The organism is Parasediminibacterium paludis, from assembly GCF_042651445.1.
GTDB classification, from domain to species: Bacteria; Bacteroidota; Bacteroidia; order Chitinophagales; family Chitinophagaceae; genus Parasediminibacterium; species Parasediminibacterium paludis.
Genome location: NZ_JBHSDC010000030.1, coordinates 15,255 through 30,335, shown reverse-complemented (window position 1 = coordinate 30,335; position 15,081 = coordinate 15,255). Strand labels below are relative to the sequence as shown.

The following is a 15,081-nucleotide window of genomic DNA, read 5'->3' as shown; positions in this document are numbered from 1 at the left end:
GCCTTGTTTCGCAATAAGCGGCTGCGGTGGCTGTAAACCCTGTCTGTGGCAAGGGATTTACCACCGCTTGCTTGGTAACCGTATCGCTAGTACAACCCTTATCCGTTACCGTATACAAACTCACACCATAACTGCCAGCATTGGTATAACGATGCGAAGGGTTTTGCACTGTATCCGTAGAAGCATCGCCGTATAACCAATGCCATTTTACAATAGCACTGCCTTTACCATCGCTTGAATCTTTGAAATAACTACTGTCTCTAAAACATGGTTGGTTTACAACTGAAAAGTTAGCTTTTGCCTGCGGATAAATCGTTGTAATGCTTTTGGTAGTATCTTTTAAACAACCAAAAACAGAAGTAGCAGTGAGCTTGATATTAAACGGCCCTACCGCACTAAAATTATGTGTTGGGTTTTTAATACTATCTATTCCACCATCACCAAAATTCCAAGCATATTTAAAGGTTGTGGACGTATCAACAATAGTGGTAGTATTGGTAAATGTAGCTGTACCCTGTGGCAAACAAACCACAGTAGGCATATTGAAATTAGATACAGGTGATGGATGAATATTTAAAACTTTCGTAATTGTATCGCTTTTACAACCTTTATCGGTTTGCACCATTAATTGTACCGCATAACTACCATAGGTAGTGTAAGCATGACTAAATGGGTTGCCATTTGCAGTATCTATTACGCTGCCATCACCCATTAACCAATGCCATCGCACTAAATTTCCCGCATTTGCTTTTGAGGTATCAGTAAACGTAATACCATTTTTCTCGCAGTAAGCATTTGCGCTATAAGTAAACAAAGCGCTTGGTAAAGGATTGATAATAGCAGTATTGGTAGCGGTATCGCTGTAGCAGCCTTTATTGGTAATTACAAATAAATTTACGCTGTCAGTACCAGAAGCTGTATATCTGTGCTTAGTATTTTGCAAAGTATCAGTAGTACCGTCACCAAAATTCCAATACCATTTTACCACGGTAGCCCCCTTACCATCGCTTGCATCTGTAAATAGGGTTGTATCTCGCAAACAAACTTCTGTACTTAACGTAAAAGCAGCTTTGGGCTGTTGAAAAACGGTGGTCAAAATTTTTGTGGTATCTTTTGTACAACCAAAAACCGATGTTGCTGTAAGCTTTACATTAAATGGACCAACAGCGCCGAAGTAATGGGTTGGATTTGCAACACTATCAATACCACCATCACCAAAATTCCAAGCATAACTAAACGTAGTAGAAGTATCGCTAATAATAGTGGCGTTTGTAAACACACTTTTGCCCACAGGTAAACAAACAGCCGTAGGCAGTACAAAATCGGTAATTGGCAAAGGATGCACCACCACCGATTTAGTAAAGGCATTGCTTTTACAACCTGTATTATTTTCAACAACTAAACTCACCGTATAAGAACCTGCGGTGTTATACATCTGGGTTCTTGTTGCATTGGTGGTGAGTGTATCTTTTATTCCATTCCCATAATCCCAATACCATTTTACAATATTACCTACAGCAATAGAAGATGAGTCTGTAAACGAAATGGTACTTCCTAAACAAGTATTGGTACTGATACCAAATTTGGCCACAGGTGCTGCCGCTAAATCAAATGCAATAGTTGTATCACCAATACAACCAAAATCTGTAATAGGTCTATAACGTATGTTATATGTTTTTGGCAATGCAAATTTATGTAATGGATTTTTTAAGCTATCTTGTGTGCCATCGCCCCAATACCACAACCCATTTACCACATTGCTACTACCTAGGCCGGTAGAAGCATCCGTAAAAGGAATAGAATCAGAAATGCATCTTGAGGTACTCACTGAAAAATTAGCATTAGGTATATTACTTATTAGTACAGGAATATCATATTCCGCATTGGTAGTACCACAACCGTCTGGCGTTGGGTTATTGGCATATAATTTTATTGTATCCGACCCCGCTTTTGAGTAAACAAATGTTTTACTACCTGCGCCATTTGCTGGACTATAATAGTATAAATTTTGTCCCCCGATTACAGTTGCGCTATCATACGCAGGTGTTACAGGACCAATAGTAGTATTGGGCGATAAATTAGTATTTGCAGCGCCACCAAAGTCCCAGGTTAAACTTGTAGGTTGATAAGATAAAGGCACTGAAAACTGAAAAGGCGTACCTACGCATGTAGCCGCAAAACTTAAACGCGCATAAGGATTTTGAAATACTGGCGTGTATAAATCTTTAATATTGGTACCTGCATTATAGCCATAACTTTCCGCTTGGCCAAAACCATAAGCAATGGCATTAAAGCCAGTATCAGAATATAATGTATGCGACCCAGTATTTACCTGAAAAGTAGCGTAGGAATAGTTAGGATCTTGTGGATGGGTGATAAAGCTACTAGTTCTCGAAACACCATCTAACGTAAAGCTTTTAGTACCCCCGGTTTTAATTATTACATTAATGAAACTCTGTAATATCAAATACTTTGAGGCTGAGTAAAGTGTAATATTATTAATCGTTTGCTCTACAGGGCTTAAATAAATCATCTCAGGATCACCGCCATACGTTGTGTTAGAATTACCGTCCTGACCTTGTGTGGTACAAAACTGTGCTACATTAATCGGTTTATCAGACTCAATTAAGTTCCAAACGCCTGTACTCGTATTCGCTACAGAAATACCAAATCCAGGGGTACTTAATGGGGTTGAATTTTTCAATTCATAAAAAAAACCTCTTTGTAAATATGATGAAGGCACCACAACACCATTTACTTTTACAACTGTTGTTGGGTCTGTAACACATATTCTATAATAATTATTTGGCTGAGAGCCTGTTGGTGCGGTCAAATATTTCAAACCCCAAGCACTAGCTGGTAAGCTTTGTGCAAATAGATTGTCGGCACTTCCAGTTTGATTATTGTTAATAGATGTACCCCCGATACTCATTTTTCCTGCTCCACAAAAAACCGCAATCTTTTTACAGGTTCCACCAGAGCTAATGGTTCTAATTCTGGTACCAGTTAGATCTGTTCCAGCATTGCCAGAAGTAGTGCCCATAATACTATAAATCTGCCCTTGATTTAAAGTAACCGTAAAAGGTACACCCGCTGTTTTATTATTTTTATTCGTAACAGAAGGCGTTATTTCTACTGTAGTATTATCCTCAACAGCTTCCACAAATGCAAATGAGTTAGCATTATTTGCATTGGAAGACTGATTATAACTAATAACATAATAATCTTTTCCCAAAGTATTTGTTGGAAATAAAAGCGAAGCACCAGAAACACTTGCGTTGTAAATGTGTGCATAGGCTACAATATCAACATCACTTGTAATATGTATACCTCTACTGTAATAGCCAGTATCATTAATACGTGCATCTTGCGCGCCTGACTTTGGTAGGGGTAATGAAATGGTAACTTGATTAGCAGTAACAGTATAATTTTGAACGTATCCATTTGCTGGCATTGAAACAGTAACATTTGCATTTTTATCAGACGTAAAATACAATACCATATCTTGAGATCCGCCGTTTGAAGGATTACCAGCCATATTTACATGGTATCCATACCCCAGCCAAAAGTCTTTACCCTTATTGGAGAAATTTTGCGCAAAAACTACCACAACCAATATTGAGCAAACAATAGAAAGTAATATTTTTTTCATGCAGTTAAAGGTGTAAGGCTGATAGATTTGAAATTGCAATTTAAGTTTAAAACCGATTGCAAGAATCTTCTTACAAATAAAACAATAGATGCTGCTTCCAAACTACCTGTTGCCTTTCAATAAATTCTTAGCGGCAGGCCCTTCACAGAATAACATATCTAAAATACTGACATTGGGTTTAAAGCCAATTTTACTTTCAAAAACTTGTGTATACTTAATAATGCCTACTTGTTTTTGAAAATCCTTTGGCATAAACAAATTCCTATTATCTACTATGCCATTCAAAACTTCCTTGGCTTGATAAGCTTCTGAAAAGCTAATGGTATTATTTAATTTTACTATTTTTTTTGTCCAATTTAGTAAGGCGGTATTCAAATCCACCAAAGAATTATACTGACATTTTAGCAGTGTTTCAATATCAAAAATAAAATATTCGAAAAAAGGTGACTTACCGTAACAACTCTTGATTGTTTTAATATGTTGCTGTTGCCAAGGTTGAGAATAATCAATTTTCACTTCACACATTAATTGCTTTTTATTACGTCCACCAACAATAGGAATACTTAAATCAATTAATCCATTACTACCTATAAGGGTACATCTATTACGAAAACTCATTTTTTGGTAGTTATCAAATAATTCAATGATAGTATTTGTATGTTTAAACAAATTATTATAGTAGTTAACACTTCCAAAATATTGACTATCAGCAATTTGTATAAAATTTTTTAAAAAAAAACTATTTGCCATTGGCTTGAATATTTACCCTACAATTAGGTGTTTATCAGTTTGAGAATTAAGTTATGAAATATTGCGTAAAATGTTGTAAATAATTATTAATCAATTAGTTGAAAACATTTTCTTTAACTAAAAATATTAGGATAAATATTTTAGTGATATTTCAGCTTGTAAATCCATAAAAGCTAAATTACTTAGCATCAAAACTAACAGTTAAAGATAATGCATAAATTTGAATTGCGCCCTTATTTACCTATTTTGCAGCAAATGCTATTACCATGAAAAAATACGCCTTTTATTCGCCCCTATTGCTGATTTTGCTTTGTATCGCTTGTGCCAAACCCAAAGCCTTTGAATATAGAGCATTGAAAAACGTGCAACTTCAACAAGCTAATTTAGATAATACCAATCTGACATTTCAGCTGGTTTATTTTAATCCTAACAAGTTTGCTGTAGATTTAAAGAGGATTGACGGGGAAGTATATATCAATAATAATTACTTAGGTAAAGTGGTTTTAGATACAGCCATGCATATCAGTAAATTAAGTGAATTTACAATCGCAAGCACCATTTCTGTGAACACAATCCGTGTTTTAAAAAATTCATTGAGCAGCTTTTTAGGCAATGAAACGCTGATTAAAGTAACTGGTACCACCCGTGTTGGCAGGGCGGGCTTTTATATTACAGTACCTTTTAATTACGAAGCAAAGCACCAATTGAAGCTTTTTTAAAATTAAAATAGGTTTAGAAATGCGCTGTCCAAGCAAAGTTTTCAGAAAAAATATTGTCCTTATGTAGTTGGATATATTTTAAAAATTCTCTTGCCACAATGGATAGCTTCTTTTGCTTAAGCCAAATTAACCGCCAATTTTCAATTAGCGGAAGCCCTTCTACCCTAATTATTTGAATTTCACCTTCTTTAAGTTCGTTTTTAAGACTTAAAATGGATTGTATAGAAAAGCCCAAGCCTGCCATTACAGCTTGCTTTACCGCTTCGCTTGAGGTAAGTTCAAAACGCACTTTAGGCACAATATGCGCTTGTTGAAAATATTCTTGCATCACCGTTCTTGTACCAGAACCTTCTTCTCGGTAAATAAGCGGCAACTCGTCAAATACAGCTTTATTAAGCAGCCCATTTTTATCAAATTCATAATTTTTAGAAGCCGTTAATACCAGTTTATTAGGTAATAATATTTCTTGTTCGATGTCTAATTTTTCTGGTAAAACCGATACTAAAGCAAAATCTACCTCATTATTTGCAAGACTTTCCACCACTTTGGTTTTATTGGTCACATCCATCAATAAATCGATACCCTGATTTACTTTTAAAAAATCTTTCAAGTAATAAGGCATCACGTACTTGCCAGTAGATGCAACAGAAATTTTTAATCTACCAGAAAGCATGCCTTTAAAACTTTGTGTTTTATAGTTTATTGCAGCTACTTCTTGCAGTATTTTTTCAGCAATATGATATAGTTCATGACCAAATTCGGTGACGTACAACTGTCGCCCGATGACTTCCGTTAATGGAATATCAAATTGGTCTTGCAGGTTTTTTAACTGAATAGAAACGGCGGGCTGCGTCATATTTAACTCTATTGATGCTTTGGTGATACTTTTTTTTTCTACCACCGCCATAAAAACTTTTAACTGGTGAAAAGTATAGTTCATAAATTTAGTTTATACTATTCATATTTAAGATAAATGAAAGTATATAGTACAAAGAAATGATTTTTGCATTATAAAACTTCAATTATGACAAAAATTACTGTAGCAAAAGGTGATGGTATTGGTCCTGAGATTATGGACGCCACATTAAAAATTTTACAAGCTGCTGGTGCACAGCTTGATATTGAAGAAATTGAAATAGGCGAAAAAGTTTATTTAAATGGAAATTCATCTGGTATTGCTTCAGATGCCTGGAATTCGTTAAGAACTACCCGTGTATTGCTAAAATCACCAGTAACAACCCCTCAAGGTGGTGGTTTTAAAAGCATTAACGTAACAATTAGAAAGGTTTTAGGATTATATGCCAATGTAAGGCCATGTATCTCTTATCATCCATTTGTACAAACAAAACATCCCGTAATGGATGTCGTAATTGTACGAGAAAATGAAGAAGACTTATATGCAGGCATAGAACACCAACAAACGGATGATGTGATTCAGTGTCTAAAACTGATTTCAAAACCTGGTACAGAAAAGATTATTCGCTATGCTTTTGAATATGCAAAAGCTTACAATAGAAAAAAAGTAACCTGCTTTACCAAAGATAATATTATGAAAATGACCGATGGTTTATTTCATAAAACATTCGACGAAGTGGGCAAAGAATATCCTGATATCCAAAAAGAACATTGGATTGTAGATATAGGCGCAGCTAAATTGGCTGACACTCCCGAAGTATTTGATGTAATTGTAATGCCTAATTTATATGGCGATATTTTAAGTGATGTAGCTGCGCAAATTACAGGTTCTGTAGGCCTTGGTGGCAGTGCAAACATTGGGGATGGTTTTGCTATGTTTGAAGCCATTCATGGTTCGGCACCCGATATTGCAGGTACAGATAAAGCCAATCCGTCTGGCTTATTACTTGGCGCTATACAAATGTTGGTACACATTGGTCAAAAAGAAGTTGCAGAAACCATTCAAAACGCTTGGTTAAAAACCCTAGAAGATGGTGTACATACAGCCGATATTTTTAAATCAGATAACTCGCACAGACTACTTGGCACACAAGCATTTGCGAATGCAGTGATAGAAAGATTAGGCCAAAAGCCAAATACATTAAAGGCCGTTGATTATTCTAAATCGGCAGGCAATTTTAATATTAAGCTAACACCAAAACCATTGGCTGAGAAAAAACTAGTTGGCATAGACGTTTTTTTAGATGAAAGTATGCTTTCGGCAGATGAGATTGCAGAGATTCTACAAAAAGCCAATAGCCAATATTTATCACTTAGTATGATTACCAATAGAGGCACAAAAGTGTGGCCGAATGGTTTTCCAGAAACATTTTGCACCAATCATTGGCGTTGTAGATTTAAAGCTATAGACGAAGTAAATTTACCATATGAAGCAGCCTTAGAATTACTTAATCAAATTAATAGCAATCGTTTACATATTATTAAAACAGAAAACCTATATACATTTAATGGTGTGGCGGGTTTTACAGCTGCACAGGGTCAGTAAGCGCTAAACCACAAAATATAAACAACATGGAAATTCAACTAATCAGTGGTGTGTTTACTATACCCGAAGCAGAAACATTGCTTACAGCAATTTTTAATACCAAAATTGCTTTTCACGAGGCGAAAATGAATGCCATTCAAATGAGTGAAGAAGATATCAAGCATTCGGAAAAGAAAATTGCTGCATTACAACATACCCTGAAACAAACCATAGAAAAATTAAAGGAAAATGGGCAAACGCATACCAACTTAAATGCCCATATAGAAATAAATACAAAACCACCATTACACCAGTAATGATTTCTTTTATTCGTAAAGGTTTCTGTCTGAGTATATAGATTGGCTTAATAATTGCTTGCACAAACATTTTTATAAAAAATTCACATGACATGGCATCAAATAGTAATGCTTCAATTGGTAGCTCGCTCAAAAAATTTTATAAAATTCTTCTTTTAGATAAGCAAGATATTTCATCTATCTACGCATTTGCAATTTTAGCAGGGATTGTACAGCTATCATTACCACTTGGTATTCAAACTATTATCAGTTTTGTGATGGCGGGTTCTGTGTCTACCTCCATTGTTATTTTAATAGTACTCGTTGTATTTGGTACATTTTTAAATGGCTTATTACAAGTAAGACAACTAGAAATTATTGAAAAACTGAAGCAGAAAATTTTTCTTCGCTATGGTTTGGAATTTAGCGACCGGCTACCAAAACTAGATACAGAGAAGCTTGATAAATATTACTTACCTGAATTGGTAAATAGATTTTTTGACACAATTTCGTTACAAAAAGGACTAGATAAGTTGTTATTAGACTTACCTGCTGCCATTATCCAAACTTTGTTAGGCTTATTGCTGCTAGCTTTCTACCACCCGATTTTCATTGGCTTTGGCGCCTTGATGCTGCTTATAATTATATTAATTTTACGCTATACATCGCCACAAGGTCTGACAATGGCGGTACAATCAAGTGATTATAAATACCAAGTTGCTTCATGGCTGCAAGAAACTGCTAGAGCAGTTAAATCGTTTAAATACTCAAACAGCACTTTAAATGTAGATAAAGCAGATCACTTAATCGGTAAGCATTTGGATGCTAGAACACAGTATTTTAAGGTATTGCTGGTCCAATTTTGGAGCCTTATTAGTTTTAAAATCGTCATTACCGCTGCGATGCTCATTGTTGGTACTTTATTATTGGTAGACCAGCAGATTAATGTAGGGCAATTTATTGCAGCCGATATTGTGATTATTACTATTATTGGCTCAGTAGAAAAACTTATTTTAAGTCTTGATAAAGTGTACGATGCCTTGGTATCTATCGAAAAATTGAATAAAGTAACCGGAGCTGAACTTGAAAGCGACGGTACATTGATACTAGACAATACAGTTGAAAAAGGTATTGCTATTGAATTTAGAAATACGAGCTACGGTTTTGAAGCAGGTAAAAAGATAATAGACAATGTTAATTATACAATTCCTGCTGGTCAGCTTGTGTTTATTTCGGGAGCTTCTGGTTCGGGAAAATCCACTTTACTACGTTTGCTTACTGGCACATTAAAGAATTTTGAAGGAGGTATATTAATTGACAATCAACCAATTAAAAGCTATAACTTACAAAGTTTGCGCGTAGTAACTGGGATGCTTTTAAACAATCAAGATATTTTTCATGCTACCATAAAAGAAAATATTACCATGGGTAATGCTGCCATTGATGTGGTAGAGATGAGCCAATACATCGAAACATTGGGCTTAACAGATTTTATACAATCGCATAGTGCCGGCTTCGATTACGTGCTTGATCCTTCGGGTAAAAAGCTGCCAAAAACAATCAAGCAAAAGATATTATTAATAAGAGCTTTATTAGGTAAAAACAGATTATTGCTACTTGAAGAGCCTTTTGAAAACCTAGATGAACCTTCAAGAAAAGCATTATTGACTATTATTAAAAATAGACAAAATTGTACTGTATTAATTGCCGCTAACGATACAACAATTGCCAAAGATTGCGATGCCGTTTTACACTTACAAAAGCATTAATCATATTTAATATTATTTTTTTACAATGAATAGCTTCATCAATATTGATATCGAATCTCAAGTAGAAAATAGCCACTTAAAGGCTTTTAAAAAAGTGTATGGCATCAAAAAACATGGCCAGGTGAAAAAATGGTTGTGGGGCTTTCTAATTGTTTTGGTACTTGCTTTGTTTTTGCCGTGGACACAAAATATTAGAGCCAAAGGCGCTGTTACAACTTTAAGACAAGAACAAAGGCCGCAGGAATTAAATACCATTATTGCCGGTAGCGTATTAAAATGGTACGTAAAAGAAGGGGATTTTGTAAAAAAAGGCGATACCATTTTACAGCTTGGAGAAGTAAAAGTGGATTATTTTGACCCGCAATTATTAGCGCGAACACAACAACAAATAGATGCAAAACAACAAAGTATTGAAGGGTATAAAAATAAAGCAGGTACCGCTGAAGTGCAGGCTTCGGCATTATTGCAAGGTCAAGTTTTAAAATTACAATCAATCGACAATAAAATATTACAGCAGCAATTGAAAGTAGCTAGCGATAGTACTGATTTAATTGCTGTAACCAATGAATTGAATGTGTACAAGCGCCAAATAGATGCGGCTAAAATTATGCTTGATAGTGGCGCTATTTCGCTTACAGAATTTGAGAAAAGACGTGTTAATTTTCAAAATGGTAGCGCTAAGAGAATAAGTTCTGAAAATAAATTAGCGCAAAGCAAACAAGAATTAATTAATTTGAGAATCGAAAAAAATAGTGCTGTTCAAGAATATACCGATAAAATTTCTAAAGCAGAAGGCGATAAATTTTCTTCATTATCAAGCGCAGCTTCTACTGAAGCAGACGTGTCAAAATTGCAAAACTTATATGCTAGTTACGATGCAAGAAACAAACTCTACTACATTTTAGCACCACAAAGCGGCCAAATTACTAAAGCCAAAAAAGCTGGTATTGGTGAAATGCTAAAAGAAGGCGAAATGATCGTAGAAATTGTACCAACCAATATTCAATATGCTGTAGAAATGTTTGTGGAACCAATGGACTTACCACTTATAAGCATCGGGCAAAAAGTGCGCTTTGTATTTGATGGGTTTCCAGCCATTGTATTTAGTGGCTGGCCGCAAAATAGTTATGGCACATTTGGAGGTTTAGTAGCAGCTGTGGAAACTTCAGTAAGTGATAATGGTAAGTTTAGAGTGTTGGTAGCAGAAGATCCTAACGATAAAAAATGGCCTAATATGTTAAGAATGGGTGGCGGTGCAAGTGGTATTGCATTACTAAACGATGTACCTATTTACTATGAATTGTGGCGTAATATCAATGGTTTTCCGCCAGACTATTACAAGACACAAAAAACCGATAAGATTAAGAAAAAATAATTGCTGACATCAATAATGAACCAGTAAAAAATGATTGATATAATATTAAAATACATTAACAAAAAAACTCACAAGCTTCGAAAAAGCTGCAAAACGGGATTGATGCTGGTGGCGAGTTTATTATTTGTAGGCAACTTATTATCACAATATACAAAACAAACAATTTATACATTAGACACATTTATTGCTCAAATAAAAAAATACCATCCAGTTGCAAAACAAGCTGATATCCAAGTAGATAAAGCTGCAGCTGAATTATTATCAGCGCGAGGTAGCTTCGACCCTACCATTGCGTTAGATGCAAGTAGAAAAACATTTGATGGTAAAAATTACTATTACTATACCAACCCAGAATTAGGCATCCCGCTGCCCGTTGGTAATATCAAAACTGGCCTTGAAAACAATGGTGGCGATTATATTACATCTGAAGTAACAAAGGGTAAAACCAGTTATCTAGGTGTTGAAATGCCACTCGCAAAGGGCTTATTGCTTGATAAAAGACGAGCAGTTTTACAGCAAGCAAAACTATATCGCAGCCAAAGCGAACAAGAGCGCTTAACCATACTTAACAACTTATTGTTTGATGCGTATACCACTTATTGGCAATGGGCTGGCAGCTTTCAGCAATACAAACTATTTTCTCAATTTACAGAAATAGCCAGCAATAGATTGCGTTTGGTACGTATTGCCTATAACAATGGCGACCGCGCGATGATGGATACTGTAGAGGCTTTTACACAATTGCAAAACTATCAATTGATGCAAAGTGATGCGATGCTTAGATGGAACAATGCAAAGCTTGAACTATCTAATTTTTTATGGTTGAATAACGACAGTAGCTACTTTTTGCCCGAAAATTATGTACCAGAAACTTTACAATTTAATGCAACCAATGCACAACAATTAGAAGAGGTATTAACAAAATCGGCTGAGCAAAACCCGTTATTGAAGGCTTATGATTTCAAACTAATGAGCTTAGATGTAGAACGCAAATTAAAGTTTCAAAGCCTACTACCCTATGTTTCACTAAAAGCCAATATTTTAAATAAAGATTATTATGCATTAAAAAATGTTAGCACAGACTTTATTCAAAACAACTATAAATGGGGTATTGATTTTAAAATACCTATTTTCTTGCGGGAAGCTAGGGGCGATTATAAAAAAGCACAATTAAAAATACAGGAAACAAACTTGGAATATATTAATAAAAAACAGCAAACCGTAACCAAAATAAAAAGCTATTACAACGATTTTACGGCACTGTCTCAACAGTTGGCAATAACTCAAAACATGTATAGGAACTACCAAGCTTTGCTTAAAACTGAAGAACTAAAATTCGCCCAAGGCGAAAGTTCACTATTTCTCATAAATAGTAGGGAAACTAAGGTAATAGAACTCTTACAAAAGCAAATAGAATTATATATTAAATACAACAAAGCCAAATATGCCGTTGAATGGGCTGCAGGTTTACTAAGATAATTTCTGAAAAAAAGCCCTCGGTAGACATCGAGGGCTTTAAACCAAAACAAACTAGAATGACAATTTTAAGAAGGTAATATGTAAATATGCCAACGTTAATAGTCTATATAAATAGTAGACAAATATAAAGCCTTATATTTGCATTCTCAAAAATAATTTGTTGAAAAAAATGAAAATAATGTTAAAAATATTAATCATTTGTTGCACACTCTTGTTACCAATAAGGGCAGTAAAAGCACAAAATCGTTATGAACAGGTCATCAACAATTGGCATAGTAAACGCATAGAAAGTTTAAAAGCAGAAAATGGCTGGCTAAACCTAGTCGGGCTTTTTTGGTTAGAAGAAGGGAAAAATACATTTGGCAGCGATCAACAAAACAATATTGTGTTCCCTTCAGGTAGTATTGCCACGAAAGCTGGCTATTTTGAGAGAAAAGGGAATATTGTAAAATTAGTGGCGGCAGATGACGTAAATATTACAATAAATGGTAACCCTGTAAAAGAAGCGATCATTTTTCATCCTGATTCAACAAAAACGCCTACGGTTGTAGCGGGAAATTTAAAATGGACAATTATAAAACGAGATAACAAAATCGGTATTAGACTAAGAGATATAAAAAGCCTTGCCCTTGCGACTTTTAAAGGTATCGAACGCTTTCCAATTGATAGTACTTGGAAAATTGAAGCAACAATACAATCTTCCCCAAAAGCGCGTATTGAAATAACCAATGTGCTCGGGCAAACCAATGAACAACAATCACCAGGCAAACTTTTGTTCACTTTAAACGGTAAGCAATACAGCTTAGATGCTTTAGAAGAAGGCAACGAGCTGTTCATCATATTTGGTGATGCCACAAGCGGTAAAACCACCTACCCCGCTGGTAGATTTTTATACGCCAATAAACCCGATGCAAATGGTAAAACTATCTTAGATTTTAATAAGGCTTACAATCCGCCATGCGCATTTACAGATTTTGCAACTTGTCCTTTGCCACCGAAACAAAACATTTTACAGATAGCAATTACTGCCGGTGAAAAAGATTTCGACCATCATTAATTATAAAATAAATTATTTAAAATGTCTGATATTAGCCATCAAGCACAAACAAATGAAAGTAAAATTCGAGTTATTGCATTATTTGTACTCGTTATTGCTATCATTTATTTACTTACATTGAGTATTATTTTACCCATTTTTTTAGTGATAGATTTTGGCTTACGTGGTTTTAATGTAGGCCATTTAAGTCCGCTAGGTTTTGTAGCCGATAAGTTGGTAAAAACATTCCGTTTGCCAATAAAGTTCATTTACCTGCCACCAAAACGCTTCGCTGCAAGAATTGGCTTTTTATTCTCAGTAACTATTGTTGTATTACAAATTGTAGGCATTAATACTCTAATCGTTACAATTATATTAGCCTTTTTTGCTTTTTTAGAATCGTTTTTAAGTATTTGTGCTGGTTGTTATGTGTACGATTTCCTTATTAAATTGAAAATTTTGCGATAAGAGTTCCATCGGAAATCAGTTTTGAAAACGATAAAAGCCACTAATATAGTGGCTTTTATGTATTTGTAACTAGAGGTTCCGAGCGGATTCGAACCGCTGTAGGAGCTTTTGCAGAGCTCTGCCTAGCCACTCGGCCACAGAACCATTTGTGTTTTAAGGCTGCAAAAATAATGTTTCAGATTGAAAAAAGACACTCTAAATTTGAAATCTAAAAAAAAGTATGCAGAAAATAGAAGAAAGCGAACTAATCATCAACAATCGGGGTGCCATATATCATTTGGATATGTTACCAGAAGATGTTGCGGATACCGTGATTTTTGTGGGCGATCCTGGTAGAGTAAAAGAAGTAAGTAAACATTTTGATACTGTTGAAGTCAGAAACGAGCATCGTGAATTTATATCGCATACAGGTAGATTGGGTAACAAACGTTTAACTGTTATTTCTACTGGTATTGGGCCAGATAATATTGATATTGTATTGAACGAGCTTGATGCGTTGGTAAATATTGATTTTAAAACAAGAACCATTAACACAGTTTTAAAACATTTGAATATAATAAGGATTGGCACATCTGGTTCGCTACAGAAAGATATTCCTGTAGATGGTTTTGTAGCTAGTTCGCATGGTTTAGGCATAGATAATTTACTTAATTTCTATACCCATGGTAACAATGATGAAGAGCAACAAATTTTACAACAATTCATCAATCATACACAAATAGATGCATCTGTTTCTCAGCCATATATTACTGGTGCTAGTAGTGGTTTGTTAAAGCATTTTGTAGATGGTTTTCATCATGGTATAACTGTTACTTGCCCTGGCTTTTTTGGCCCTCAAGGTCGTGTTTTGCGCTTAGGCCTTACTAATCCTAAATTAATAGATCGTTTACCCGAATTTACATTTGGGCAACATCGTATTACTAATTTTGAAATGGAAACTAGCGCTATCTATGGCTTAGGCAAATTATTAGGCCATCATTGTTTAAGTTTAAATGCTATTGTAGCCAATCGGGTAGAAAAAACATTTAGTAAAGACAGTCAAAAAGCTATTGAGAACTTAATCGTAAAAGCATTGGGGATTATTTCGAGTTACTAGT

Annotated in this window: 12 protein-coding genes and 1 tRNA gene; 9 read left to right on the top strand and 4 right to left on the bottom strand. The window is 35.0% G+C overall.

Annotation, left to right across the window (positions count from 1 at the left end):
• Together ACFOW1_RS16475 and ACFOW1_RS16470 are read right to left on the bottom strand one after the other, a co-directional pair.
• Positions 1-3,652 (bottom strand): PKD domain-containing protein (locus ACFOW1_RS16475; protein ID WP_379015805.1); only part of this gene is annotated, 3,652 nt, incomplete at its 3' end.
• Between the two features lie 102 nt (positions 3,653-3,754).
• Positions 3,755-4,402 carry a WbqC family protein gene (locus ACFOW1_RS16470; RefSeq protein WP_379015803.1) on the bottom strand — a complete coding sequence of 216 codons (648 nt, stop codon included), beginning with the start codon at positions 4,400-4,402 and terminating at the stop codon, positions 3,755-3,757.
• Between the two features lie 266 nt (positions 4,403-4,668).
• On the opposite strand from ACFOW1_RS16470, the gene ACFOW1_RS16465 reads away from it, so the two are divergent.
• Entirely contained in the window at positions 4,669-5,121 is a 453-nt protein-coding gene (locus tag ACFOW1_RS16465) for an LEA type 2 family protein (protein ID WP_379015802.1), read from the top strand.
• A 13-nt stretch (positions 5,122-5,134) separates the two neighbouring features.
• On the opposite strand, the gene ACFOW1_RS16460 is transcribed toward ACFOW1_RS16465, so the two are convergent.
• On the bottom strand, positions 5,135-6,061 hold the full coding sequence (locus ACFOW1_RS16460) for a LysR family transcriptional regulator (RefSeq protein ID WP_379015800.1): 927 nt from the start codon (positions 6,059-6,061) through the stop codon (positions 5,135-5,137).
• Positions 6,062-6,145: 84 nt separating this feature from the next.
• On the opposite strand from ACFOW1_RS16460, the gene ACFOW1_RS16455 reads away from it, so the two are divergent.
• From ACFOW1_RS16455 to ACFOW1_RS16425, 7 genes are all read left to right on the top strand, one after another.
• Entirely contained in the window at positions 6,146-7,582 is a 1,437-nt protein-coding gene (locus tag ACFOW1_RS16455) for an NADP-dependent isocitrate dehydrogenase (protein ID WP_379015799.1), read from the top strand.
• Between the two features lie 26 nt (positions 7,583-7,608).
• Positions 7,609-7,878, top strand: coding sequence for a hypothetical protein (locus tag ACFOW1_RS16450; protein ID WP_379015797.1), 270 nt, complete (start codon positions 7,609-7,611; stop codon positions 7,876-7,878).
• Positions 7,879-7,970: 92 nt separating this feature from the next.
• Positions 7,971-9,626 carry an ATP-binding cassette domain-containing protein gene (locus tag ACFOW1_RS16445; protein ID WP_379015795.1) on the top strand — a complete coding sequence of 552 codons (1,656 nt, stop codon included), beginning with the start codon at positions 7,971-7,973 and terminating at the stop codon, positions 9,624-9,626.
• A 25-nt stretch (positions 9,627-9,651) separates the two neighbouring features.
• Positions 9,652-11,001 (top strand): HlyD family secretion protein, encoded by a 1,350-nt coding sequence (locus ACFOW1_RS16440; protein WP_379015794.1) that lies wholly within the window; start codon positions 9,652-9,654, stop codon positions 10,999-11,001.
• Between the two features lie 102 nt (positions 11,002-11,103).
• Positions 11,104-12,480: a TolC family protein gene (locus ACFOW1_RS16435; RefSeq protein ID WP_379015792.1), complete on the top strand. Its 1,377-nt coding sequence runs from the start codon at positions 11,104-11,106 to the stop codon at positions 12,478-12,480.
• Positions 12,481-12,658: 178 nt separating this feature from the next.
• The gene (locus ACFOW1_RS16430) at positions 12,659-13,537 is read left to right on the top strand and encodes a DUF1684 domain-containing protein (protein WP_379015791.1); all 879 of its coding nucleotides are present in this window, start codon (positions 12,659-12,661) and stop codon (positions 13,535-13,537) included.
• A gap of 21 nt (positions 13,538-13,558) precedes the next feature.
• Positions 13,559-13,984: a DUF4395 domain-containing protein gene (locus ACFOW1_RS16425; RefSeq protein ID WP_379015790.1), complete on the top strand. Its 426-nt coding sequence runs from the start codon at positions 13,559-13,561 to the stop codon at positions 13,982-13,984.
• A gap of 73 nt (positions 13,985-14,057) precedes the next feature.
• Here the strand turns inward: ACFOW1_RS16425 and ACFOW1_RS16420 are convergent.
• A tRNA-Cys gene (locus ACFOW1_RS16420) sits at positions 14,058-14,128 on the bottom strand.
• A gap of 76 nt (positions 14,129-14,204) precedes the next feature.
• On the opposite strand from ACFOW1_RS16420, the gene ACFOW1_RS16415 reads away from it, so the two are divergent.
• Positions 14,205-15,080 carry a nucleoside phosphorylase gene (locus ACFOW1_RS16415; protein WP_379015789.1) on the top strand — a complete coding sequence of 292 codons (876 nt, stop codon included), beginning with the start codon at positions 14,205-14,207 and terminating at the stop codon, positions 15,078-15,080.
• The last annotated feature ends 1 nt before the right edge of the window (position 15,081 follow it).